General features: G+C 44.0%; 20 protein-coding genes. 5 read left to right on the top strand and 15 right to left on the bottom strand.

Features of this window, described 5'->3' with window-relative positions; genetic code table 11:
• Positions 1–95: 95 nt before the first annotated feature.
• Both A5877_RS10465 and A5877_RS10460 read left to right on the top strand, forming a co-directional pair.
• Complete coding sequence (locus A5877_RS10465) at positions 96–548, top strand: YueI family protein (RefSeq protein ID WP_086316796.1); 453 nt, start codon at positions 96–98, stop codon at positions 546–548.
• Positions 549–562: 14 nt separating this feature from the next.
• On the top strand, positions 563–982 hold the full coding sequence (locus A5877_RS10460) for a hypothetical protein (RefSeq protein WP_086316795.1): 420 nt from the start codon (positions 563–565) through the stop codon (positions 980–982).
• Positions 983–1,052: 70 nt separating this feature from the next.
• Here A5877_RS10460 and gshAB read toward each other — a convergent pair whose 3' ends face one another.
• Complete coding sequence (gene gshAB, locus A5877_RS10455) at positions 1,053–3,317, bottom strand: bifunctional glutamate--cysteine ligase GshA/glutathione synthetase GshB (RefSeq protein WP_086316794.1); 2,265 nt, start codon at positions 3,315–3,317, stop codon at positions 1,053–1,055.
• Positions 3,318–3,561: 244 nt separating this feature from the next.
• On the opposite strand from gshAB, the gene A5877_RS10445 reads away from it, so the two are divergent.
• On the top strand, positions 3,562–3,930 hold the full coding sequence (locus tag A5877_RS10445; protein ID WP_005227140.1) for a BlaI/MecI/CopY family transcriptional regulator: 369 nt from the start codon (positions 3,562–3,564) through the stop codon (positions 3,928–3,930).
• Between the two features lie 282 nt (positions 3,931–4,212).
• Here A5877_RS10445 and ftsY read toward each other — a convergent pair whose 3' ends face one another.
• From ftsY to A5877_RS10370, 14 genes are all read right to left on the bottom strand, one after another.
• The gene (ftsY, locus tag A5877_RS10440) at positions 4,213–5,505 is read right to left on the bottom strand and encodes a signal recognition particle-docking protein FtsY (protein ID WP_086316792.1); all 1,293 of its coding nucleotides are present in this window, start codon (positions 5,503–5,505) and stop codon (positions 4,213–4,215) included.
• A gap of 1 nt (position 5,506) precedes the next feature.
• Positions 5,507–6,325, bottom strand: a complete 819-nt coding sequence (locus A5877_RS10435; RefSeq protein ID WP_086316791.1) for a Cof-type HAD-IIB family hydrolase — start codon at positions 6,323–6,325, stop codon at positions 5,507–5,509.
• 12 nt (positions 6,326–6,337) lie between these two features.
• A complete protein-coding gene (smc, locus tag A5877_RS10430) occupies positions 6,338–9,916 on the bottom strand; it encodes a chromosome segregation protein SMC (RefSeq protein ID WP_086316789.1) in 3,579 nt (1,192 codons plus the stop codon).
• 15 nt (positions 9,917–9,931) lie between these two features.
• Positions 9,932–10,624, bottom strand: a complete 693-nt coding sequence (gene rnc, locus A5877_RS10425) for a ribonuclease III (RefSeq protein ID WP_005227136.1) — start codon at positions 10,622–10,624, stop codon at positions 9,932–9,934.
• Between the two features lie 213 nt (positions 10,625–10,837).
• The gene (locus A5877_RS10415; protein ID WP_008376345.1) at positions 10,838–12,622 is read right to left on the bottom strand and encodes an oligopeptide ABC transporter substrate-binding protein; all 1,785 of its coding nucleotides are present in this window, start codon (positions 12,620–12,622) and stop codon (positions 10,838–10,840) included.
• Between the two features lie 16 nt (positions 12,623–12,638).
• The gene (locus A5877_RS10410) at positions 12,639–13,556 is read right to left on the bottom strand and encodes an ABC transporter permease (RefSeq protein WP_005227133.1); all 918 of its coding nucleotides are present in this window, start codon (positions 13,554–13,556) and stop codon (positions 12,639–12,641) included.
• Between the two features lie 15 nt (positions 13,557–13,571).
• Complete coding sequence (gene opp4B / locus A5877_RS10405; RefSeq protein WP_005227132.1) at positions 13,572–14,528, bottom strand: oligopeptide ABC transporter permease; 957 nt, start codon at positions 14,526–14,528, stop codon at positions 13,572–13,574.
• Positions 14,528–15,472 (bottom strand): ABC transporter ATP-binding protein, encoded by a 945-nt coding sequence (locus A5877_RS10400; protein ID WP_005232492.1) that lies wholly within the window; start codon positions 15,470–15,472, stop codon positions 14,528–14,530. Before A5877_RS10400 ends, opp4B begins: the two co-directional genes overlap by 1 nt.
• Complete coding sequence (locus A5877_RS10395; RefSeq protein WP_005232494.1) at positions 15,473–16,480, bottom strand: ABC transporter ATP-binding protein; 1,008 nt, start codon at positions 16,478–16,480, stop codon at positions 15,473–15,475. It lies immediately after the preceding gene.
• A gap of 322 nt (positions 16,481–16,802) precedes the next feature.
• On the bottom strand, positions 16,803–17,045 hold the full coding sequence (acpP, locus tag A5877_RS10390) for an acyl carrier protein (RefSeq protein ID WP_005227129.1): 243 nt from the start codon (positions 17,043–17,045) through the stop codon (positions 16,803–16,805).
• Between the two features lie 110 nt (positions 17,046–17,155).
• Entirely contained in the window at positions 17,156–18,175 is a 1,020-nt protein-coding gene (plsX, locus tag A5877_RS10385) for a phosphate acyltransferase PlsX (protein ID WP_086316787.1), read from the bottom strand.
• A gap of 45 nt (positions 18,176–18,220) precedes the next feature.
• Positions 18,221–20,287 (bottom strand): ATP-dependent DNA helicase RecG, encoded by a 2,067-nt coding sequence (gene recG, locus A5877_RS10380; RefSeq protein WP_254904959.1) that lies wholly within the window; start codon positions 20,285–20,287, stop codon positions 18,221–18,223.
• A gap of 77 nt (positions 20,288–20,364) precedes the next feature.
• On the bottom strand, positions 20,365–22,047 hold the full coding sequence (locus tag A5877_RS10375; RefSeq protein WP_005232500.1) for a DAK2 domain-containing protein: 1,683 nt from the start codon (positions 22,045–22,047) through the stop codon (positions 20,365–20,367).
• Between the two features lie 46 nt (positions 22,048–22,093).
• The gene (locus tag A5877_RS10370) at positions 22,094–22,456 is read right to left on the bottom strand and encodes an Asp23/Gls24 family envelope stress response protein (RefSeq protein WP_005227125.1); all 363 of its coding nucleotides are present in this window, start codon (positions 22,454–22,456) and stop codon (positions 22,094–22,096) included.
• A gap of 266 nt (positions 22,457–22,722) precedes the next feature.
• On the opposite strand from A5877_RS10370, the gene rpmB reads away from it, so the two are divergent.
• Positions 22,723–22,911 (top strand): 50S ribosomal protein L28, encoded by a 189-nt coding sequence (gene rpmB, locus A5877_RS10360; protein ID WP_005232504.1) that lies wholly within the window; start codon positions 22,723–22,725, stop codon positions 22,909–22,911.
• A gap of 163 nt (positions 22,912–23,074) precedes the next feature.
• Positions 23,075–25,723, top strand: coding sequence for a YfhO family protein (locus A5877_RS10350; protein WP_086316786.1), 2,649 nt, complete (start codon positions 23,075–23,077; stop codon positions 25,721–25,723).
• Positions 25,724–25,821 lie beyond the last annotated feature (98 nt).

The raw sequence follows: 25,821 nt of genomic DNA, 5'->3' as shown, positions 1-25,821 counted from the left end.
TTCTATCAAAACTCTCTCACGATCGCACCCCTCTTTTGCTATTTACTGGATATGCTATAATAAACATAAGTAAACGCTTTGAGGAGGATACTTCAATGTCAGACGAATTAGAAAAACGCCTTGATACAGGAATGTATGGGACGCCTCGCGTCAACCCAGATGAACAGCGCAAGTATTTAGGCACGTTTCGTGAACGGTGTTATCTTAGTATGACAGTAACAGAAATGAAGAAGAAGGACAACCAGAAAACGCTCTTAAACGCCTTACCAGATTATCAAGGAGCACTCGTGCTGCTCAACGGAAAATTGCCAGAATCGATCCAGACCGATTACATCACTTTACTGACCAAACAACAGATGGAATTTCGGATCGTCTCCGATGCCCAAGATGCCGGTCCAGACAGTATTGGCTTGCTGATTGCCGGGAAAGAAGCCGTCAATCAAGACGTCATCGATATCGAAAAAAAATTCCCTGCAGCTGCCGCTCCATCGGATAAAGAGCAGGAACAACCAGAGAAAATGTCATTTTGGAAACGACTTTTCCATTAAAAGGAGGAACTATCATGGAACAATCAACACCGCCCTACCTTTCATTAAAGAAAGAACTGCTTGATGCTTTGGATCTGCATATCGATTTGTTGAAAACGGCCCCTACGATCGAATCCAGCCATCTAGATGGCGTATTGTTCATGATGCGCAGCTTGGGTTTTATGCTGGATCGCGCTCCGAAAGTGCTCCTGCTGGAGGATAAGAATGAAATGAACTTTATGATGTTTCAATATTATAGCCTCCTGTCAGAACTGAAGTACAATCTGGTTTTAAACTTTCCCTATGCCTCGATTCAAGGCGTACCGTTATTGACCTTGATCCAACGTTTTCCTACCACGTATGAAAAAGAAATGAAACAATGGTGGGAAGCCCGAACGGGTCTCAAGGTGGAAGAAACAAAACAAACGATTGAGATTGCTGCTTTTGAAGCCTAATAAAAAGACTGCACACTTTCGAAGGGAATCACCTTCCAAAGTGTGCAGTTCTTTGCTCTCTATGCTTCCATCAGCTCTCGAAGACTTCAGGGAACAACAGGCGTAAAACAGACATAGTTAAGCGTCGGCCTTTCCCGCTGTATGGATAAACGTGCATATGCATCGCTGGGTTGAAATTGGCTTCAATGATTCCATAAGCCCCCGGTTCATTGGCTGGCTTGGTTTTATCTGGAATAATCAGATCGATTCCGCTGATAGACGCTTGTAATGCGGCGACCGCATCGACTGCTACTTGTTTGTAGTCATCGTTGAAGTCATCCGTTACATCGATAGAATCACCGCCAGTACTGATATTCGAGTTTTCTCGCAGATAAACGATCTGCCCCTCTTCTGGCACTGAATCCACTTGATACCCTTGCTCTTTTAACATCAGTTGTTCCAGTTCCCCTAATTGGATCAACTCTAATGGAGTCCGATGATGGGTGCCGCGCAATGGATCGAGATTTTTCTCTGCGACGAGTTCCGTGATCGTGCGCTTGCCGTCACCCACGACATTGGCTGGGATACGTAATAAAATCGCATCGACTCGCCCATCGATCACGAAGAACCGATATTCCGTCCCTGATAAAAAGGTCTCAACGAGGATCGAATCATCTTCCGCAAAGGCAATGGCGACCGCCGCTTGATAATCCTCTAAAGAGGCACCTTCTTTGAAAATCGAGATACCGATCCCATAGTTGGTGGTTTTCGGTTTTACCACAAACCCGTTGTGGGCGATCTGCGGATAAAACGCGATTGCTTCTTCTGCCGAAGCGAATTCAGCGCCACCTGGTACATGAAAGCCATTTTCGGCTAAGATTTTTTTGGTGACCGTTTTATTCGCCATGATCAATGGGACGATGTACTGATCCTTACTGGTCATATTGGCATTTTTAATATATTCGATGTGGTCTTTCACGGCTAATTTCAAGAACTGATCCGTTTCATCCAGTACCGTCACTTCGATACCTTTTTGGATCGCATCGAACAAGAGAATCTGGGTCGACAATTCCATTGCTCGAAAACCAGCCAATTGATACGGTTTTTCCCAAGCAGCATGATGATACTTTTGTCCCAGCAATGTTGCTGTCTGCGCTTGGCTGGTTGCTTGACTCGCTGAGAAAAGACGTCCAGCGAAGGTTCTTTCTGGTTCAGCCAGCATCTCAGAAAGCTGATCCAAAAATGGCGGATGCGGCAGCTCAAGGGCTTGGGCAAAGTCCATCATTTCAGCAATCAGTGCTTGCGCTTCTTGCTGATAAGTCAATCGTGCAAGTGGGTGTTCTAATGCGACCTGATCATTTTTCTGATTGCCTTCTTCGATCCACGTATCGGCATCGCTGCCTTCTTCTTTTGTACTTAAAAACAATAAGAAGAAATGTAAGAACGCGACTTGCTCTTTGGAAATGCCATAGCGGGCAAAGGGATCGATATCGATATTTCTTAACTCAATATAACGGATACCAGCTGAGGCTAGATCTGCGACCCGTTTTCCCCCACGTAAACGCACTGGCGCATAAAATTCTTTTTCTTCTGAAAGCTTTCCTGTCTCCACTAAGTTGGCAATATCCGCAAGATAGGTCTCTAACGAAGCATAAGATACCTTGACGTCTTCGTGATTCGTGTAGCCATAACGGCTATTGCGAATACTGCGGACTGGTTCTTGCGGTCCGTTTTCTGTCGTAAAATAATTGGCTTCTGATGCAGGGGTCGCCCCAAAGAAATACGTCAAAAACCAGCGATAATGCAAATAATTGCGAGTTACTTTCAAATAAAGCGCCGTTTTAAAGGCTTGATAGCTTTCCTTCGTTTCAGATAAAGCATACAGTTGCTGCAAAAAGTCTTCCGCAAATTCAAAATTGAAATGTATCCCACTGACCATTTGCTTGCGGCGACCATAAGTTTTGGCCAAATAGCGGCGGTAGAGCACATCTTCAAATTGGTCTAATTTAGCAATGACGATGTCTTCTTCTTTTTCTGGTAAAGCCGGTGGCATACTCAAAGGCCAGAGCATTTCTTCTGCTGCCATTGAACGATATGCCACATCGTGGATGGCCCCTAAGAAACGGAACAATTCATCCACTGAATCCGCGACCGGCGTGATCAGTTCCAGTTGATTTTCCGCAAAATCTGTTTGGATATACGGATGGAAGCGCCGATTGCCCAGCGCTTTCGGATGATCGGTTCCCGCGAACGTCCCATCGAGCCGCACCCGTTGCGCTTCACGCTCAATCCCATAGCGTCCTTTCAATAAATAGGGAAAAAGCTCTTTATGTGATAACAATGTTTTTATTTTCATTCGACTGCCCTCTATGTTCTTCTACTATTTTTTTCTTAAATTCTGCTTCTTTCCATCTATTATAGTGAAAAATGGTGAAAAATGCAGAAATTTGCTCTTCACTTGTAATATCTCTTACTAAAATTACCAAGAATTTATAAAATACTTGAATAAATTTGATATTTACCTTCAAAATAAAGTATACTGCTTATAGAACAGTAAATTATTATGTCCATATTACTCTTTTTGAAAGGAAGAATAGTGAATGAAGCCACTTAATCTTACCAAACGCGAACGTCAAATCATGAATATCTTTTGGAATTCAGACAAACCTCTTTCTGCAAATGACATTGCTGTCCAACAGCAAGATCTAAGCAAGAATACCATTCAAGCAGTCGTACGTAAACTAAAAAACCACGACTTATTGAAAGTAGCAGATATCGGCTACAGCGGTACTGTTTTGACTCGGTTGTATTCTCCGAATGTGACCCAAGAAGACTTCTTAGCAGCAGAATTGTCTGATCAATCTTTATTGAATTTGATTACGAACTTTATCGAAACCAATAAAGATATCGATACGTTGAACAACTTGGAAAAAATGATCACTGAGCGCCAAGGGGAACTTAAGAAATAATCTTTCCCCCTCGTTCAACTCGTTGTATTCTGCCTGATACTTCCCAAAGTTTTTAGACAGCGCAGAAGAAAACGAATCGTTCAAACTGCTTTTCCTGATTTTTGGCAAAGTCGTGCATCGCTGTACCCACATTTGCCACGCCAAGTGTTCTCAGCTTTCCGTCACAAGTCAAGCTCATGGAAAGAGACGACGACCCGTTTTCTCTTCCCTTTGATCTCACAAAAGCAACAATAAAGGAGAGCCATGTGCAGGTATTTGACCTGACACAGGGCTCTTCTTTTTTTATTCTTTGATCAAGCCTTTGAATAAGCCGACGACAAATTCATTTGGATCAAATGGTTCTAAATCGTTGATGCCTTCTCCAAGTCCCACTAATTTGACTGGCAGCCGCAGCTCGTTACGGATCGCCAAGACGATCCCTCCTTTAGCTGTGCCATCAAGTTTGGTTAAGACGAGGCCAGAAACATCCGTCGTCTCTTTAAACTGTTTTGCTTGATTCATGGCATTTTGCCCCGTTGTTGCATCCAACACGAGCAAGACTTCATGAGGGGCCGTTGGGTCCACTCGCTGAATGATCCGTTTGATTTTTTCTAATTCGTTCATCAAATTGACTTTGTTTTGCAAACGGCCAGCTGTATCTACTAATAAAACGTCAGCATTTTCTCGTTTTGCGCGCTCCATCGCATCAAACACAACCGCTGCTGGATCGCCTCCTGCATTGCCACGAACGACTTCAACCCCAGCCCGTTCACCCCAGACCACTAATTGATCGATGGCACCGGCACGGAAAGTATCCGCTGCAGCCAATAAGACTTTCTTGCCTTCGGCTTTGAATTGATGGGCTAATTTCCCGATGCTGGTGGTTTTTCCAACACCGTTCACGCCAACAAATAAAATGACGGTCAACCCCGGTTGCATGTTCAACTCGTTGACTTCACCGACACCCGCTTCCCCATATAGGTCAACCAGTTTTTCGATGATGACATTTTGGACATCTGCCGTTTTCTTCACATTACGCAATTTGACTTCTTGTCTCAATGCATCCGCGATCTTCATCGCCGCATCAAAGCCAACGTCTGCGCCGATCAGCGTTTCTTCCACTTCTTCGAAGAAGTCTTCGTCCACCGTACGGAAGTTGGCAAACAATTCGTTCATCCGTTGCCCAAAGGTTTTCCGTGATTTCGTCAATCCTTTGGTGTATTTGTCCTGCACACTTTCCGTCTCTGGCGCTGCTTGAAGGATTGGTTCAGAAGCTGGTACTTCCTCTGATGGTGTATCCTTAGCCACTTCAACTGGAACACTTGGTGCTTCTTCTACTTTATTCGCTACCGTTGCTTCTTGCTGTGGAAAAGTTTCCGCAGTTTCTTGCTCTGCCTCCAAATCACTGGAGTCGGCGGCGTCTGCAGGTGCCACTGGTTCTGAAGCTTCATGTTCAGCAGGAGTTTGTGCTGGCTGTCTTTCTTCTGAACGCTGTGCCTCTGGTGAGTCAGCATCGACTATCGGTTTGTCGATTTCTTGCTCTGCTTCTTTGGTTTCTCCAATCAGCGCTTTTTTGATTTTGTCAAAAAATCCCATCTTACGCACCTCCTTTTAAGACATATTCTTCAATCACTGCTGCCACACCGTCTTCTTGGTTTGAAAGGGTGACAACGTCAGCCGCTTCTTTAATGATTGGCACGGCATTGGCCATCGCTACGCCAATCCCTGCATAGCGAATCATCGGCAAGTCATTTTCTTCATCACCGATCGCCATCACTTCTTCTTGCTTGATCCCTAAATCTTGCGCCAATAGGCTGATACCATAGGCTTTGGTGATTCCTTTAGGCATAAATTCCAACAGGTTATTCCGGCTTTTGATGATTTCATATTTCTCGCGGATCTCTGAGGAAATCTCAGGGATCTTAGGATCCAAAACTTCCTGATGGTAGGCGATCACCGCTTTATTATAGAGCATCGATTCATCCAGATCAGCTACGGCAAAAGGACGACAATCCAATAAAGGATTCAAGGAGCCATAAATCGATGGATGCGCTGCTGAAGTGGGCAAACTCAAGACGATCTCTTCTGATACCACGTCTAGAGGCAAATTTAAGTCTTCCGCCACTGAAACCAATTCATGGATATCTGCCAGCTGCATCGCTGCTTTTTCAATGATCTCGCCAGTCTCATTTTTTTGAACCAAACCGCCGTTAAAGGTGATGCTATAGTCGCCGGGTTCTTTCAGCGATAATTCTTCTAAATAGGGACGGATCGCCCGTAATGGACGTCCCGTACAAATGACGGTCTTTACGCCTTGTGCTTTGGCACGAGCAAGTACCTCTTTGTTGCGAGGAGTCACTTCTTTTTTGTCATTCAATAACGTTCCGTCTAAATCGATCGCAATCAGTTTAATCATACCATTCCTCCTCTATGCTTGATCTGCTGCAAAACTACCGCCTTCACGCACTTCTTCTAAGCGCACGGACACGATCTTCGACACTCCAGATTCTTGCATGGTCACACCATACAACACATCTGCTGCCTCCATCGTTCCTTTACGGTGAGTTACGACGATAAACTGTGTATCATTTTGGAAAGCACTCAAGTAATGACCGAAACGAGAGACATTGGCTTCATCCAATGCTGCTTCCACTTCGTCAAGCACACAAAACGGTACTGGACGAACTTGAATAATGGAAAACAATAACGCAATCGCAGTCAGTGCCCGTTCGCCCCCTGATAGCAAGCTGAGGTTTTGCAATTTCTTGCCCGGTGGTTGGGCTTCGATCTCAATCCCAGTGTTCAATAAATCTTTCGGATCTGTTAAGACTAATTCCGCATGACCGCCGCCAAACATATTAGGAAATACTTGTTTGAATTGCAGACGAATCGCATCGAAGACTTCGCCGAAACGGGTTTTGACTTCTTCATCCATTTCAGACATCGTATCAAACAGCTGTGCTTTAGCCGACAGCAGATCGTCTCGCTGACTCGTCAAGAACAAATGCCGTTGATTGACTTGCTCATATTGTTCGATCGCATTTAAATTGACTGGACCAATTTGTTCGATCGCTTGTTTTAGTTCCTGAATGTCGACTTTGGCTTGATCTGCATCCTCGATTTCAGAAAAATCTTGCGCGGCCTTTTCAAAGGTAAGATTGTATTCTTCTTGTAAATACAACAAGCGATTGTCCATCACCAATTCTGCGCGATTTTTTTCGATCTCAACTTCAGTTTTTTCTGACAGCTTTTCTTTTTGCGTTAAGTTTTCAGCACTCAGGGCTTCGTCTAATGCGCCGATTTCTTGTTGAACCACTTGCCGTTGTTCACGAATCACCGTCAATTCCGCTGTTACCTGCTGCTTGGTTTTTGTGAATGCTTCAATTCGCTGAAGAATGTTTTCTTCTGAGAACTCATGATCGCTGACGTTACTTGTCAAGGCAGCTAACTGCCGTTCTAAGGAGTGCTGACGCGCTTCGTTTTCTTCCAATGCTTGATTCGTAGCGGCAATTTTTTGCTGCAAATGCGCCACTTGTTCTTTTTGAACGGCGAAAGCTGCCTGCAAGCGCGCACTTTCTTGTGCTAAGGTTTGGCGTTTTTCCTCGATCAAGTCTTCTTCGGCATTCATTTGATGAATATCTTGATCGATTTTCGCCAATTGCGCCGCAATATTCTTTTGCTGTTCTTCCAAACTCGTCTTCTTCTCATCATATTCTTCAAAGAAGGCTTGCACTTCGCGATGTTCAAAATCAAACACTTGCTGCTCTTGCTTCAAGCGGCTCAGGTCATTCTCAAGATTTTGTAAGCGGCTTTGCAGCTCATGCTCCGTCATGCGAGCCTGTTCCCCTTGCGTCCGCAATTCTTCTAGTGCTGCTTGTGCTTCTTTGGTCGCTGCTTCAAAATGCTGGACTTGCTTTTCCGTTTTTAAAAGCCGCTCATCCAGTTGCGCCGCTTGTGCCGTCAATTGTTGCAGCTCATTGCTTTGGCTAAACAAACTACCGGCATTTTTCTTCGTTGCGCCACCCGTCATGGAACCGCCAGCATTCATGACATCCCCTTCTAAGGAAACGACCCGATAGCTATAGTTCAATGCCCGTGCTAACGCATTGGCACTTTGCAAGTCTTCGGCAATCAAGATACTACCTAACAAGTTATCCGTAATGGTTTGAACGTGTTCAGACGACTGTACCAATTCGCTGGCAACACCGATAAAGCCAGACACTTGCTTGGCTTGATTGCGGGCATAATCTGGCAAATGACGGGCTTTGATGGTCGTCAACGGTAAGAAAGTGGCACGACCGCCGCGATTTTCTTTCAAATACGTGATGGCTGACCGTGCATCTCGTTCATTTTCAACGACGACATGCTGTGCAGCGGCGCCTAGTGCGGTCTCGATCGCCACGGTATAGTCTTGTGGCACATCGATCAACTCCGCTACTGCGCCAACGATGCCGCTGATTTGCTGTTTGTTTTTCAAAATCAAGCGAACGCCTTGATAGAAGCCGCTATAATTTTCTTGAATGTCTTGCAGACTGCGCTGTTTCGCTCGTACCTGCTGCACTTGACTCATTAACTGATACATTTTCTTTTGTTCTTCATCAAAGCGTTTTTTGTTGGTCTGAGCTTTTTCTTGAAGATGGATGTATTGCTTGCGTTGTTCTTCTAAAATCACCTTAGCCTGCGTTAGCTGCTCTTCCACGATTTGCGCTTCCGTCGTCTTTTCTTTCAACGACGTATTCATTTGCGTCTGCTTGCTTAACGCCGTTTGATTTTTCGCGGCTTCTTGCTGGTATTGACGCTCCAAGTATTTCAATTCGTTTCCGATCGTTGCCTGCTCTTGCATAGCTTCGACATATTGGCTACGCAATTCTTCAATGATTTCTTTTGCTGAACGTTGGTACTTTTCCTGCTCTTGCTGACACGCCAGCATCGCTGCTTCAACTTCCTGCACACTACGATTCTTTTGTGAAAGCAAGCCAATCAGTTCTGCTTTTTCTTCATTTAAAAGTGTGACCCGTTCCGTGACTTCCTCTAAGGTTTCTTGGTATTCCGCGGAGCTTTTTTGCGTATGTTTTGATCGTTCATCCAAGACTTCTTTTTGTCCTTCAGCTTGCTTCAGTCCTTCGGTAACCTCTAAAAGCTGCTGATTCAAACGCTCCAACGTTTCATCAAAGGCGGTACGTTGTTGTCGCAAAGAATGTAGCGACAGTTCCCCTTGATTGATCTTTTCGGAAATCTGCGCCAGTTCTTGGTTAAAGGTACTCAGTTGAGCTTTGGCTGTCTCCCACGCTTCTTTTGCTTTCGTGATCTCTAAGACCGCATAGGCCACATCAACCGTCGTCAATTTTTCTTTTAACGCTAAAAAGCGATTGGCTGCGTCACTTTGGGCTGCCAAAGGCACCAACTGATCTTCTAGTTCATAAATGATATCTTGTAGACGGCTTAAATTGTCTTCCGTTTCAAACAACTTTTGCTCGGCTTTCTTTTTCCGCTGTTTGTACTTCAATACCCCCGCCGCTTCTTCAAAAATCCCACGACGGTCTTCTGGTTTGCTGCTGAAAATTGCTTCTACCTTGCCTTGGGAAATGATCGAAAATGATTCTTTCCCCAACCCAGAATCCATGAATAACTCTTGGATGTCCTTTAAGCGGCAAGCTTGTTTATTTAAGAAAAAGTCGCTTTCGCCGGTTCTTCTCAAGCGGCGAGTCACGCTGATCTCACTGTAATCCATCGGTAAGTAATGATCGCTATTGTCTAAAACGATCGTCACTTCCGCTATATTTAGCGCTCTGCGGGTGTCAGAACCTGCAAAAATAACATCAGGCATTTTGCCACCACGTAGATTTTTGGCAGATTGTTCTCCTAAAACCCAACGAATCGCTTCGGTAATATTGCTCTTGCCGCTGCCATTTGGTCCGACGACTGCAGTCACACGATGTTCGAAATCAATGACTGTGCGGTCGGCAAAGGATTTAAAGCCGGCAATCTCTATTCGTTTTAAATACACTCCGCCAGTCCTCTCTTACTGTTCAAGATCTGCCAAGGCATTCGCCGCGGCGTCCTGTTCTGATAATTTCTTCGATTTTCCTTGTCCTTTTCCGATCAAGGTATCATCGCAATAGACTTCCGTCCAAAAAATCCGTTCATGGGCGGGGCCTGCTTCTTTGATCAAACGATAGTTGATGGAAACATCGCCGCCACGCTGCAAGACTTCTTGCAAGCGGGTCTTGTGATCCATCTCATGGGAAAAAGCACCTGCTTTTACTTTTGGAAAAACAACTTTCGTCAAAAAGCCGCTGACACTTTCCAGTCCTTGGTCCAAGTATAACGCACCTAAAAAGGCTTCAAATAGATCACAAAGCAAAGAAGGTCGTTTACGACCGCCAGAGTTTTCTTCCCCTTTGCCTAGACGAATGTATTCATCGAATCGGCAATCTTTGGCAAACATGGATAAACTGTCTTCGCGAACGATTGCCGCCCGTAGCTTCGTCAGCTTACCTTCGGGCAGATCTGGCAATTCACGATACAAATACCGTGAAACGATCAACTCTAAGACAGCATCGCCCAAAAACTCTAAACGTTCGTTATCTGACAAGTGCAAGTTGCGGTGCTCATTCACATAAGATGAATGCGTAAACGCTTGTTCAAGCAGATCTACATCATGGAACACAATATCAAACTTTTCTTTTAGTTCTTTCGTTAATTGTGTATTCATTTGTCACATTCCTTCATTAGTTTATCGACACTTCCCTATTATACTGGTTTTTGCCGAATTATGAAATGTTTCCTCCAAATTCTTGGAAAGACCGTAATAAAATTTTATCTACTTATTCTTCTCCTGTATAAAAAAAGCCTGTTTTCCTCAGATACCTGCAAAAAAACAAGAAAAAAGACGTCCCAGAAAGGACGTCTTTTCATCGATCATTGATTAACGAGATTCAGCTGTAACTGAAATTGTTGCCCAAGGATTGTAATTCACATCATAGGCCCATGTGAAGTCTTTGACACGATTTGATACAGGTAACACCGCACTACGGTAAAGTGTTGGGATAACAAATGCTTCATCAGCAGCATATTCTTGCCATGCATCAAACGCTTCTTTACGTTTTGCTTCGTCAAACGAATCTTTTGAATCGATTGCTTCTAGCAATTTCGTATTTTCTTCTGATTCAAAACGAGTGTAGTTGAACGCAGAGTTAGGTCCATACAAGCCCATTGGTGATGGGTCATAGCCAGTATTCCATGCACCTTGGTAAACATCAATCTCAGGATCATCATTTTCCAATTTGTCATAGAATGCTTGGAAGTCGATCAAGCGACCTGTTGTGTATTGTACATCAAGTCCGATTTCATTCCATTGTTGGATGTAGTAATCTGCTAACGGTTGTGCTGTTTCGCCACCGGACATTGAAGCAAAGTTGATGGTCAATTTCTCACCATTTTTGTCTTCACGCATACCGTCGCCATCGACATCTTTGTAGCCAGCATCATCAAGTAATTGATTTGCTTTGTCGATGTTTAAAGTATAACCTTCAACATCTGTATTGTGTAATGAGCCAAATACTGGTGGGATCAATGTCGTTGCATTTGTACGCAAGCCATTGTAGAAACGGCTTCCGACAGCATCATTATCTAATGCATACCCCATTGCTTGACGCAATGATTTGTCAGCCATTTTTGAATCAGGATTATATTCTACTTTTCCTTCATCAGCATTCCATTTACCTAATTTGAAACCTAAATAGGTGTAAGCAGTATCTGTTCGGCCTAAGATTTGATAACCATCAGTATCTTTATAAGTAGGATACGTATCTGTCGGCATTGATAAAGCCATATCATATTGTTTTGCGTTCATCGCTTCAACAATAGATGAAGTTGGAACTGCTTTAAATGATAATTTATCTAGTTTTGGCTTATCTCCATAATAGTATTCGTTTGGAACGTACTCTACGGATTCACCAGCTACGATATTTGACATTACATATGGTCCGAAGACGATTGGATTTTTACGAACTTGATCGCTTGATTCCATATCTTTGACTTCGATTCCTTCAAAGGCGTGTTTTGGTAATGCAGAAGCCCAAATACCACCACCTGCTTGCATCATACCAGGGTGAACTTCTTTGTATTCGATTTTAACGACTTTGTCACTTTCTTTGGTGATACCAGAAATAGTATCAGCTTTGCCATCATGGTAATCTTCCATACCAACAATGTTAGTAAAGTTACTATCATAACGAATACCAGTATAATCTTTGTTACCAATTACTTCGTATGTGAAGATGATATCATCTGCCGTAACATCTTCGCCATCAGACCATTTCAGGTTGTCGCGTAAAGTAATTGTTGCTGTGTTGTTGTCTTCATCTAGCTCAAGATTTGCAGCCCCGCCGTCAACAATTTTGAAATCAGCGTCATTGACGAATAAACTTTCATTACTTGGCAACATAAATTGTGCATCATAGTTATCTTGATAAAATTCTGTTTGGAACAACCCTTGGAATTGCGTATCCATCACTACTGCAACATCCAAAGTACCACCTTCGATTGCCTCTGCATCATTGCTAACTTCGATTGGGAAGTTGCTTACATCTTCCGTATCGTTTGCTGCATTGCCGCCACCAGAAGAATCGGTTCCGCCGCCGTTGCTGCCACAAGCTGCCAATGCTAACACTGACAAAAGAGTGACCATACCAAAAATATTTTTCTTCATCCTGTATCCTCCTTGTTTATCCTAGTCGTTGACGCGCATCCGCTGAACGCTTAAATGCTTGACCAACGTAATTGATACTCAACATCAAGACTAAAATTAGAATTGATGCGGGTAACCAGATCCACTGTCTGTTGACCAGCACATCACCGCTGCTGGCATATCCGATCAGTGTTCCCAAACTTGGAACATTGGTCGGCAGACCAAAACCTAAGAATGTTAGTGTCGTTTCAATACCGATATTCGCTGCAAAGTTCATTGTTAAGTTGGTGATGATCAATGAGCTAAGGTTCGGCATGATTTCGCGGAACATGATGACAAAGTCATTGGTTCCGAGGGTTTTCGATGCACTAACATAGTCGCGACGGCCTTCTGAAAGGGTCTTACTTCGGAAGAGCCTTGCTTTTCCGACCCAGTAAAAGGCACTCATGACCCATATAAAGGTCCAAACGTTATAACGAGGTACGATCGATACGATAACGATAATGATCAACATGATCGGCAAAATCATAACGAAGTCAACGATACGCATCAAAATGTTATCAATGATGCCGCCGTAGTAACCTGAGATGATCCCTAATCCGACCCCAACGATCGACGTAATGATCGTGATTGAAAAACCAATCAAGATTGAGTTACGCGCACCGATGATCAATTGTCCCCAAACATCACGGCCACCTTCATCCGCCCCTAAAAGGTAGGTGCCGCCGTTTGGCGAAATCGCGCCAGGTACAGCATATTTATCAAGGATGCTGACACGCATCACTTGTGATTGATCGATAACTGCCGAGCCGATAAACACGAATAATAAAACTGCGACTAACAAAACTAATGAAAAAATCGCCATTTTATCTTTTAAGAATTCGCGAAAAATCATTTTCAATCCCATAGGCGGGATGCTCTCTTGTTTTAGTACTTTTTCTTTCTTTTCAGACACATTTATCCCCTCCTATTACTGGATTCTGATTCTTGGATCGACAATACTCATGATGATATCTGACAGCAGCGTACCGATCAAGGTCGCTAGTCCTAAGATCAATGTCAGTGAAGTGATCACGGCATAGTCCCGTTGGACGATACTATCGATAAACAGTTTTCCGACACCTGGGTAGGCGAAGATTTTCTCAATGACCACAGAACCTGCGATCAATGACGTGATCTCGTAGCCCATTTGTGATGCGATCGGCAACGATGCATTCCGGAAAACGTGACGTGAGAAGACTTTGTTCGTTGGTACCCCTTTTGAACGAGCGGTACGAACGAAATCCAATGATTTCGAATCAATGACTTCACTTCGCAAGTATTGGATCGTCACTGCTGTTCCTAATAATGCAGAAGTGATTGCCGGTAATAGTAGGTGATACAAGCGACTCCAAAACTCAGCCATGCCGCTGACCCCCGGTGCAACGGAACCACCCGTTGGGAACCAAGCCAATCGGTAACCGAAGATGAACAATGCGATCAACGCAAAGATAAACAACGGTACGGCGAAACTGAAGAAGTTGTAAACAACGACGACTTTATCAAGCAATGAATTTTGGTAACGTCCTGCCCACATCCCTAAAGGAATGGCAATCACGTAAGTCAAAATGACCGTCAATAAGGATAACCACAATGTATTGCTGATACGTCCTGCTAATAATGTTGAAACAGGCAATTTAAAGATGAAGCTTTGTCCAAAGTCCCCTTTTAAGGCATTTCCGATCCAACGGAAATACTGGGTATACCATGGGTCATTCAAACCAGCGGCTTCACGCATCCGCTCAATAACAGCTGGATCTTGGTTTGGATTGATCAAACCAGTAAATGGATCCCCAGGCATTGCTTGTGCGATCAAGAAAATCAAGATACTCAAAATAATGACTTGTGGGATCATCAACAACAAACGACGTAGAATTGTTTTCCACATTATTCAGCACCCCCGTTTTTCAATGCGACTTGGTGCGACTCGGTGATTTTACGCAAGTCATACACTCTGCCAGATTCGTCGTAGTAATCTTTTTGATGGGTCACATATTCCAACTCGACCTTGCGGCGGTTTTCTTTGTGAGCATCGCGATTTTTTACGTCGATTTGAGGAATCGCTGATAATAAACGTTTTGTATAGATGTGACGCGGGTCTTGGTAGATATCTTCCCGTGTCCCGATCTCAACGAAGCGGCCTTTGTACATGATGGCGATATTGTCGCACATATGTTTTACGACCCCTAAGTCATGAGAGATAAATAAGAAACTTAAGCCGAATTCTTGCTGGATCCGTTTCATAAAGTTCAGTACCTGTGCTTGCACGGATAAGTCAAGAGCTGAAACCGGCTCATCGGCGACGATCAGTTTTGGATTGGAAGCTACCGCACGGGCAACCCCTAACCGTTGACGTTGTCCGCCAGAGAATTCATGCGGATATTTGTATAGGGCATCTTCTGGCATCCCAACGATATCCAACAAACTTTTCACACGTGTTTTCTCTTCTTGATCGCTTAAGCGTTCAAAGTTGCGCAATGGTTCTGCGATAATGTCCACCACACGTTTTTTAGGATTCAAGCTAGACATTGAATCTTGGAAAATCATTTGGACATCTTTGTTGTAGTTCATTTTCTTGCGGACAGAACGTTTAGTCACGTCTTGCCCATCATAAATAATTTCGCCGCTAGTGATTTTTTCTAACCCAACGATAGCTTTCCCAGTTGTGGATTTACCAGAACCAGACTCACCAACCAATCCGTAGGTTTTTCCTTTTTCAATGACGAAGTCCACACCATCAACGGCGTACACGTGATCCGTGACGCGGTTGAAGAATCCGCTGCGAATAGGATAGTGGACTTTCAGATCTTTGATTGTAATTAATTCTGTCATCTACACTTCTCCTTCTTCGTCTCTAAAATGAAAATGCTTGTAGCATGTGCAACGGACCAAATGATCAGGTGCTACTTCATGCAAGACTGGGTTTGCTTCGTGGTCGCTTTCAGGGATCCAAGGAATCCGTGCAGCAAACCGACAACCAGTCCGAGGCATATTTTTCAAGGAAGGAACCACCCCTTCGATCACATGCAGTTCACTGTCTTGAGAATTTTCTTGAGGGATCGAGTTAAGCAATGAGCGGGTGTATGGATGTTTCGGATTGGCAAACAACTCTTCGGCTGATGCGACTTCCACAAACTGTCCCCCATACATTACGGCTACTCGGTCGGCCATCTCTGCTACGACACCTAAATCGTGGGTGATCAAAATGATCCCCGTTTGCGTTTCTTCTTGCAAATCTTTTAGTAGATCAAGGATCTGTGCTTGGATCGTCACGTCCAACGCTGTCGTTGGCTCATCCGCAATGATGATTGGCGGTTTACAAGCAATCGCGATCGCGATGATGACCCGCTGACGCATCCCACCAGACAATTCATGAGGGTATTGACGTCCTACACGTGGCGGATTTGGAATCCCAACTTGTTCTAATAATTCTAATGCTCGTGCTTGGCGCTGTTCGGCATTCATATCTGTATGATAAGACAAACCTTCTTTGATTTGGTCTTCGATCCGCATCAACGGATTCAGTGCAGACAACGGATCTTGGAAAATCATCCCAATATCATTTCCGCGAATTTTGTTGTATAACGTTTCATTTAAGTTTGACAAGTTTAAATCTTTATATAAGATTTCCCCAGTGATTTTCGTGTTGTTTGGGTCATGTAGCCCCATGATCGTTGTAGCCAACGTACTTTTTCCGCAACCAGATTCTCCTACGATTGCTAAGATCTCATTACGATCCAGTGTAAAAGAAATACCATCTACTGCGTCATAGTAATCGTCTTTGATACGAAAACCTGTGTGAAGGTTTTGAACATCTAGTAATTGATTATCTCTGGACAATCGAATACCCCTCTCTACTTTCTAAGATGTCTTGCGTTTTAATGTAAAAAAGAAGGAACATGCATTTCATTTCCAAAAGCTTTCTTAACATTGTATAATATATTCTTAATAATTATATAGAAATGCTAACAATAATGCAAGTCCCAGAAAACTTAATACACTGAATTTTCAGAAAATTTACATTATGCTTCCAACGCCGTCATGTCAGGTTTAACGATCGTTTTTTTGATTTCGATTCTAAAGAAAAACTGCCCAAATCACAGCGGATCAATTATGAGAAAGAAAGAGCTAAGTCATCTAGGACTTAGCTCTTATGTCTGTCTTAAGCAAGATGGCTTGAAATATAATCAACCGCTCCACCGACTGTTTCGATCTGCTCGGCATCTTCATCAGAAATCTCGGTACCAAATTCATCTTCTAGTTCAAGGACGAATTCCATCACACTGATCGAATCAGCGTTCAAGTCGTCTTTAATGCTCATCGTATCCGTTACGTTCTCTGCGTCAATTTCAAAATGATTGGCGATCACGACCGCAACTTTCTTGAATACTTCATCTCGTGTCAACTGGCTTCACCTCCACGCGTTTGCACAAAACATAGAATGGCTAACAAACATTGTACTGCTTTCTATGCTTTTTGTCTAGATTTTTTTGCAATTTCATTACAATGATTGCATTATGATTGCGTTTCGTCTTTTGCAGCCGGCATTTCTTCAAAGTGGGCGACCAATTGTGCCACGACATCTGTTGCTAGCATCGTATGGATCTGCTTGATGGTGTACGCTACCGCTTCTGGTCCTGTCGCACCATGGGTTTTGATGACTGGTGCTTTCAAACCAAACAATACGGCCCCGCCATGTTTCGCATAATCCATTTCATTTTTCACTTTCCGCAATGCATCTTTCAGTAACAATGCGCCTAATTTCCCTTTGGTACCTGAATCAAGAATCGATTGTTTCAACAACGCCATCAAGTTCAAGGCGGTTCCTTCGATCGATTTCAAAACAGCGTTCCCAGTAAAGCCATCTGTCACGACGACGTCAGCTGCACCATCCAGTAATTCCCGGGCTTCGACATTGCCGATAAAGTGGATCGTAGGATCCGCTGACAGCAGTTCAAAGGCTTTTTTCGTTAATTCACTACCTTTGGTTTCTTCCGTTCCGTTATTTAATAAGCCGACCCGTGGTCGATTGATCCCACGAACTTTTTGGGCGTAAAAGGATCCTAAGACGGCATAGTTTGCCAAATGTTCTGGTTTATTGTCGGCATTGGCACCTAGATCCAGCATATCAAAGCCAGCATCTTTGCCGATCACTGGCATTGTGGACATTAATCCTGGACGATCGATTCCTTTGATCCGACCGACGATAAACAAACCAGCCGCTAACAAGGCACCGGTATTTCCAGCTGAAAAAATCGCATCTGCTTCGCCATTTTTCACTGCTTGTGCCGCTAAGACCATTGAAGCGGTTTTTTTCCGTCTGATTGCTTTGACGGGTTCTTCATCACTATTGATTTTTTCATCTGTGTGGATGATAGTGACATTTTTATCATCCGTCATGTATTTTTTGATTTCATTTTCTTTTCCGTAAAGGAGGAATTCAATCTCTGGAAAGTCTTTTTTCGCCAGCATGACTCCTTCTACGATCGCTTTTGGGGCGTTGTCTCCGCCCATTGCATCAACAGCAATCCGCATCTCGCTGCCACTCCCTTCATTTTCCCAATCAGTATAGCATATTCTTTAATCAAAAAATTGTTTGTCTGCTTTTTTTGCTGCCAAATAGTTCGCCAATGCCGAAAATTCTGGCAACAGCTGCCAGCTGTTTTTTTGCCAAAGCTGGGTAGCTTCGACTTGTGCCACTTCTAGAATATGGGCATCCGCGACCAAATCGGCAGCCGCAAACTCTGGCAAGCCCGATTGTCGATTGCCGAAGACTTCTCCTGGCCCCCGCAACTGCAGGTCTTTTTCGCTGACTACAAAGCCGTTGGTGGTTTCTGTCATGATTTTCATTCGTTCGACCCCCGTCTCATTTTTCGGGTTCGCGATCAAAATACAGTAAGAAGCATCGGCGCCGCGTCCTACCCGTCCACGTAATTGGTGGAGCTGGGCTAATCCGAAACGATCAGCATCGATGATCAGCATCACTGTCGCATTGGGAACATTGACCCCTACTTCGATGACCGTCGTGGAAACCAAGATCTGCAGTTGATTTTCTTTGAATGCTTCCATAATAGTGTCTTTTTCTTGATTCTTCATTTTCCCGTGCAACATCCCTACTTGATAGGTTGGGGAAAAATAACTTTGCAGCTGCTCATAAATCTCCGTGGCATTCTTGACATCCAGCATTTCGGATTCTTCGATCAAAGGACAGATGACATACATCTGATGCCCTTGGGCCAATTCTTTTTGCGCCCACTCTAAGATCGATTCAAACTGCGGTGGCCGGACCCAGCGAGTCTCTACAGGAATCCGTCCTGCCGGCATCTCATCGATCACCGAAACATCCATTTCGCCATAAGCCGTGATCGCTAGCGTACGAGGGATCGGCGTGGCGGTCATAAAGAGTACATCAGGCAGATAGCCTTTTTCCCTTAAGACTTTTCGCTGATTAACCCCGAAACGGTGTTGTTCATCGGTGATGACTAAGCCAAGATGTGCAAAGTCTACCCCTTCTTGGATCAGCGCATGGGTCCCAACGATGATGTCGATCTCCCCAGCTGCTAATTGTTCTAAGATGACCCGCCGTTCTTTTGGTTTGGTCGAGCCTGTTAAAAGAGCGGTGGTCACTTCTAAGGGGTCAAAGAGTTGATTCAAGCTCTCTAGGTGCTGTTGGGCCAAAATCTCAGTCGGCACCATCAGTGCGCCCTGAAAGCCAGCCGTCATCGTAGCATAGAGGGCGATCGCCGCAACGACTGTTTTCCCGCTCCCTACATCTCCTTGCAAGAGCCGCTGCATGTGCTGCGGACTTTTCAGGTCATGGCAGATTTCATTGGTCACGCGCTTTTGCGCATTCGTCAATTCAAAGGGCAGTTTACGAGTAAATTCTTTCAAGCGTTGCACATCATAATCGATCGCCAAGCCGTTTTTCTCGGCTTTTTCGCTTTTCTTCAGTCCTTGGATCTGCATTTGGAACAAAAAAAACTCTTCAAAAATCACCCGACGCTTCGCTTGATGGCTCTCTTGGGGATCTTTGGGAAAATGCATTGCAAACATCGCGGATTTTCGATCCAACAACCGATATTTTTCGATCAATGACAAAGGCAAGATCTCCGTGATCTGATCACCAAAATCAAGGAATGCCTGTTTGATCAGTTCGATCAACACACTTTGACGCACGGCTTTATTGACATGATAAATTGGGGCAAAGTCTTCTGCGCTCTTGCTGCCGAGAATTTTCATTCCCGTCAGTCCTTTGCGTTTGGCGTCCCATTTGCCATAGACGGCGATCTCTTCTGAGACCTCTACTTTATCCTTCAAATAAGGCTGATTGAAAAAGGAGACATTAAAGACATCGTGGTCTTGCATCATGCGAAATTGCAACCGACTTTTCTTGTAACCAAAGCGATTGACGACCGGTGGGGAAACGACGATCCCCTTGATCGTTACTTTTTCTTGGTCTTGAATCTCCGCTAATTGCCGTTCTTGAATGTCTTCATAACGAAACGGGTAATACTTTAGCAGGTCTTCGATGGTTTCGATTCCTAAACTCGCCAAGTCTTGGGCGCGTTTTTCTCCGACACCCTTTAATACCGTAAGTGGCTGATTCAGCATAGGTACCCTCCTTTTCCAAAAGTGATTTTGATTCATTGCAGGGGTTCCTGCATTCATAGAAAAAGACGGAGCCAAAAATCATCTACGATTTTTGCCCCCGCCGCCTAATTTGTTTATTCTGCTGAGAAAAGATATGGATAAACCGGCTGATCTCCTTGATGGATCTCTACTTCGATCTCAGGATGCAGTTCAACGATCGCTTCTTCGATTTTCGCTGCTTCTTTGGCTTTGCCTTCTTCACCGATAATGATGGTGACGATCTCAGTATCTTCTGTGATCATTTTTTCTAAGGTAGTCATAGAAGCAGAGAAACGATCAGGAACAGAAACAACGATTTTGCCGTCCACCATTCCTAAGAAGTCGCCTTCTGTGATTTCGATGCCATCAATTGATGTATTACGAATCGCATGGGTCACTGAGCCACTGACAACACTTGCTAAGACATCAGTCATCGCTTGCTGGTTTTCAGCTAGTGTGGATTGCTCGTGGAAGGCTAGCATCGCCGTCATCCCTTGAGAGATCGTCCGTGTTTCAACAACCGCTACTGGAATCTCGGAAACTTCCGCTGCTTGCTGCGCAGCCATAAAGATATTTTTGTTGTTCGGTAATACGATCACTTGATCAGCATTGACTTCATTGATTGCCACCAAAATGTCTTCTGTACTTGGGTTCATCGTTTGGCCACCACTGATGACATAAGAAGCGCCTAGGCTAGTAAACAATTCTTTCAAGCCTTCGCCAGCCGCGATCGCGATGATCGCAAATGGTGTCCGCGGACGTTTTACTGGTGCAGTTTTTGCTTCTTGCTGATCGTGTTCCAAGATCGTTTCATGCTGAAGACGCATGTTATCGACTTTGATTTTCACCAACGAACCGAATTTTTGACCATAATTCATAACTTCGCCGGGATGTTCCGTATGGACATGGACTTTGATGATCTCATCGTCATTGACCACTAATAAGGAATCCCCTAACTCGTTTAAGTAATTACGGAATGTTTCATAATCAAATTCACTATCTACAGTCGGACCTTCACCGATCTTCACCATGATTTCTGTACAGTAACCAAAGGTGATGTCTTCTGTCGCTAAGTGCCCTTGAACGCTGCGATGATGTTCGGCATTGACCATTTCGTCCATAGCCGCTGGGGAAGGTTCGAAGATTTCATCGGCTGGGTATTCCCCAGTCAATGCATTTAAGAAGCCTTCATAGATAAACAACAATCCTTGACCGCCGCTATCTACCACGCCGACTTCTTTTAAGACGGGCAATAGATCAGGGGTTTTCGCCAATGAACGTTTTGCGCCGTGAACCACGGCTTTCATCACTTCGATACAATCATCGGTAGTTTGTGCTTTTTTCTCGCCATATTCAGCTGAGATGCGTGCCACAGTCAAGATGGTTCCTTCCACAGGTTTCATGACTGCTTTATAGGCGGTTTCTACTCCATGAGTAAAGGCTTGAGCCAATTCTGGTGCAGTGAGTGTTTCTGCGGTCGGGATAGCTTTAGAAAAACCGCGGAATAATTGAGACAAAATGACGCCGGAATTCCCACGTGCGCCCATCAATAGTCCTTTTGAAAGTGTAGCGGCAAGATCGCCGACGTTTTCTGAAGTCGCATCTGCGACAGCTTTTGCTCCACTGGTCATGGATAGATTCATGTTTGTCCCGGTGTCTCCATCTGGAACAGGAAACACATTCAATGAGTTGACAAACTCTGCATTAACTTGTAGACGAGCCGCGCCTGCCTGCACCATTTCTTGAAACTGACTTGCGCTGATATTCGTTACCTTCACTTAGATAGTCCTCCTTAAAATCATCCGCCATGAACGGATCCCTTGCCTAATCTGGCAGTACACGTACGCCTTGAACAAATACATTTACCGAGTTCGCAGATACACCTAGCATCGTTTCTAAGTTGTATTTCACTTTTTCCTGCACGTTGCGGGAAACTTCGGAAATTTTTGTTCCATAGCTAACAATCGTGTATACATCCACTGCAATGCCGTTTTCTTCTTGGCGGACAACGACACCGCGAGAATAATTTTCTTTTCGTAAAATTTCATTGATGTTATCTTTGATTTGTTTCTTGCTAGCCATACCAACAATGCCGAACACATCTGTTGCTGCGCCTCCGACCACTGTTGCAATGACTTCATTGCTGATTTCAATAATACCTGATGAGGTTTGAATTTTTACAGCCATTTTATAGCCTCCTTCAATGGGCATGACCCATCTTTCTTCTTACATATTTTATCATAGCTGTACCGCAAATAAAAGGATGAGACATATGAAAAGGGGCTTTCTGACCAAACGTCTTGCATTTCGACCTTGTTTAATTTACAATGTTTACTGGGAAAAGTCAATGTTTCTTGAAAATTACTCTTGCTTTTCTCACCTTTCTGTGATAAATTCAGATGGTATGAGCTGAAATAGCGCTCCAACATCAAGGCAAAGGAGGAAATAACCACATGGCTAAAGTTTGTTACTTTACTGGACGTAAAACTGCAAGTGGAAACAATCGTTCTCACGCAATGAATGCGACAAAACGTACTGTGAAACCTAACTTGCAAAAAGTTCGCGTTATGATTGACGGAAAACCTAAAAAAGTTTGGGTGTCAACTCGTGCTTTGAAATCTGGAAAAGTTGAGCGCGTATAATTAGACCTTTTCGGCCGTTCGTTTTGAACGGCTTTTTTTGTACCCTTTTTTTCTTTGGTGCGCTTTCACTTAGGTTTTCATTAAAGAAAATAGGTCTTTGTTTTTTTAATCGATTCACCTGTGGTAAACTAAGAAAAAATTGATAAAGAACAGGTGACTTCTTGTGACGAAAATAAAAACATTTGCCAAACAACATTGGCCTTATATGCTTGCTAGTTTCTTCTTGCCGTTTCTTATCATGGCAGTGATCTATTTGACCATCGGTATCTACCCCGGCAGCAGCCGCAGTGTCTTAGCCAGTGATGCCTTTTCGCAATTCTCAAACTTTCATGCCAGCTTTCGCAATATGCTCTTAGGCAAGCAAAGTATCTTTTATACATGGGACGCCTCTTTAGGCTTAAATTATCTGGCATTGATCTCCTATTATTTAGGGGGAATCTTCACTCCCCTCGTCTTATTTTTCCCAAATCAGCTAATGCCAGATGCGCTGTACTTTTTAACCTTGATCAAAATCGGCAGTGCGGGCTTGGCGTTTTGGTTCTATGCCAGCCAAACCTTTAAGATCCAACGTTGGCAGCATGTGACCTTAGCAGTCTGTTATGCCTTGATGTCCTTCATCACCGCCCATTCGGAACTGATCATGTGGCTTGATGCCATGATCTATCTACCGCTAGTGATTTTAGGTATTGACCGGTTAGTGAAAAAGAAAAAAACAGTCGTGTTATTTATCAGTTATCTGCTGTTATTTTTATCCAGTTTTTACATGGGCTTTATGATCGGTCTCTTTTCCGTGATGTATTTCTTGGTTCAATTGGGTCGCAACTGGAAGCAAGCTCGCGGGGCGATCATTCCTTACGGCATCACCTCTTTGTTAGCTGGCGGCGCCTCAATGGTGATCATCTTACCTGCCTTATTAGATTTGCGGTCGAACGGGGAAGAATTGACGACGATTTCTTCCTTTAAAACCGAAGCCACCGATGTCTTTGATCTCGTGATGAAAAACATGATCGGTGTTTACGATACGACAAAATACGGCTCCATTCCCTTCATCTATATCGGCTTATTGCCGTTGCTGTTGTGTATTTTATATTTTGTTTCGAAGAAAATCCGCTTGAAGGATAAATTCTTATACGCTGGCATGTTTGCTGTTTTGATCGCCAGTTTTTATATCGTGCCGATGAATCTTTTTTGGCACGGGATGCATGCCCCAAATATGTTCCTTTTCCGCTATGCCTATTTGTTCTCTTTCTTAGTGATCATGCTGGCGGGATACGGATGGGAGCAACTTCAGCAAAAAGATCGCGGATTGTTTCTCATTATTGGTCTTTCTACGATCGTGGTATTTGCCCTCTCCTACGCATTGAAAGGAGCCGGAACCTATGAATATGTTTCCGCTACTTCCTTTGCGCTAACGATCGTATTCTTTGTTCTTTACTTGTTATGTATTGGGTTCGGGCAATTAGGTCTTTTAACACAAAAACGAGTGACGATCTTGATGCTGATCTTCGTCTGCGGAGAAATGGCCGTCAATACGAGCGGCATGGTTCGCGGAATTTTGAATGATTGGAACTATGCTTCTCGTAGTTTGTATACAGAACCTTATCCGGACATCAAAAAACTAGTCACTCAAGCCAACGAAGACAATGATACCTTTTTCCGATTAGAAAACCTTGATCCTGTTTCTTCCAACGACAGTATCAATTATGGCTACAGCGGGGTCAGCATGTTTTCTTCAATTCGTAACCGCAATTCCTCAAGCTACCTGGATAAGCTGGGCTTTCGGTCTCGCGGCACCAATTTAAATATCCGCTATCCGAATAATACCTTGCTGATGGATGCTTTTACAGGAATCAAATACAATATCTCCAAGCCAAATCTCACCAAATACGGCTTTCAACGAGTCGGAGAATCTGGTGAATACAAGCTCTATGAAAATCAAAATGCGTTACCTCTAGGTTTCTTGGCTGAACCGACCATCGAATCGATTGAACAGCCGCAAAACGACAACTTGACGAGCCAGAAAAATCTTTTCAATGGCTTGGCCGATTTAAATTTAGAGTATTTTGCCTTTCAGCCGATCACGGTGATCCATAGTAAAAATACAGATATCACCAATGACGGCATGTATATGAAATTTACTGAGCAAGAAAGCAATGTCGCAAAAGAAGTGACTTGGCAAGTGGAGGTTCCGGCGAACTCGCAAGCGTACTTGAGTCTCTTCCCTGCCAACTTCGGAGAATTGGAAAGCTCATCTGCCACCGTGACAGTCAACGGTCAGCAGCGAGAAACGCAAATCAGTATCAACGGTCAATACTACGACTTAGGACATTATGAGACCGATACGACGGTTCAATTCACCGTCAGCTTCTACGGAACGCCTGAAATCTCCTTCCAAAACCCGCAAGTCGTGACCTTGGATACCAACGCCTACCAACAAGCCATTGATGCGATCCAAGATCGAGGGGTCGCTATGACGGTCGGCGAACGCAGTGCCAAAGCCGATGTCACGACTGAAAAAGAGCAGCAGCTTGTAACGACCATCCCTTATGACAAGGGCTGGACTGCTACGCTTGACGGCAAAGAAGTTCCAATTACCGCCTTTCAAGATGGCTTTATCAGTGTGACGATCCCAAGTGGCACCCATCACTTGGAACTCTCCTTCTTGCCGCAAGGCTTTGTTATCGGTGTTTGCTTGTTCTTTGGCTGCATCGCATTGTTTATCTTGTTTGCTTGGTTTTACCAGAAACAAGTAGCCAAAAAGCAAGTCTTGGACAACCAACGCCAACTCATGGATCAACCACCAGAAACCTAATCGAAAAAGAACCAACTCGTCTTTTTGAGGCGATCTCCTTAAGTTAGAGCAAACGCTGACTTATGGGTGTCGCTCAATGATCGGTGAGTTTGGTTCTT

It is taken from the genome of Enterococcus sp. 3C7_DIV0644 (assembly GCF_002141235.1).
Lineage (GTDB): Bacteria > Bacillota > Bacilli > Lactobacillales > Enterococcaceae > Enterococcus_D > Enterococcus_D entomosocium.
This window is presented reverse-complemented; position numbering and strand designations above follow the sequence as displayed.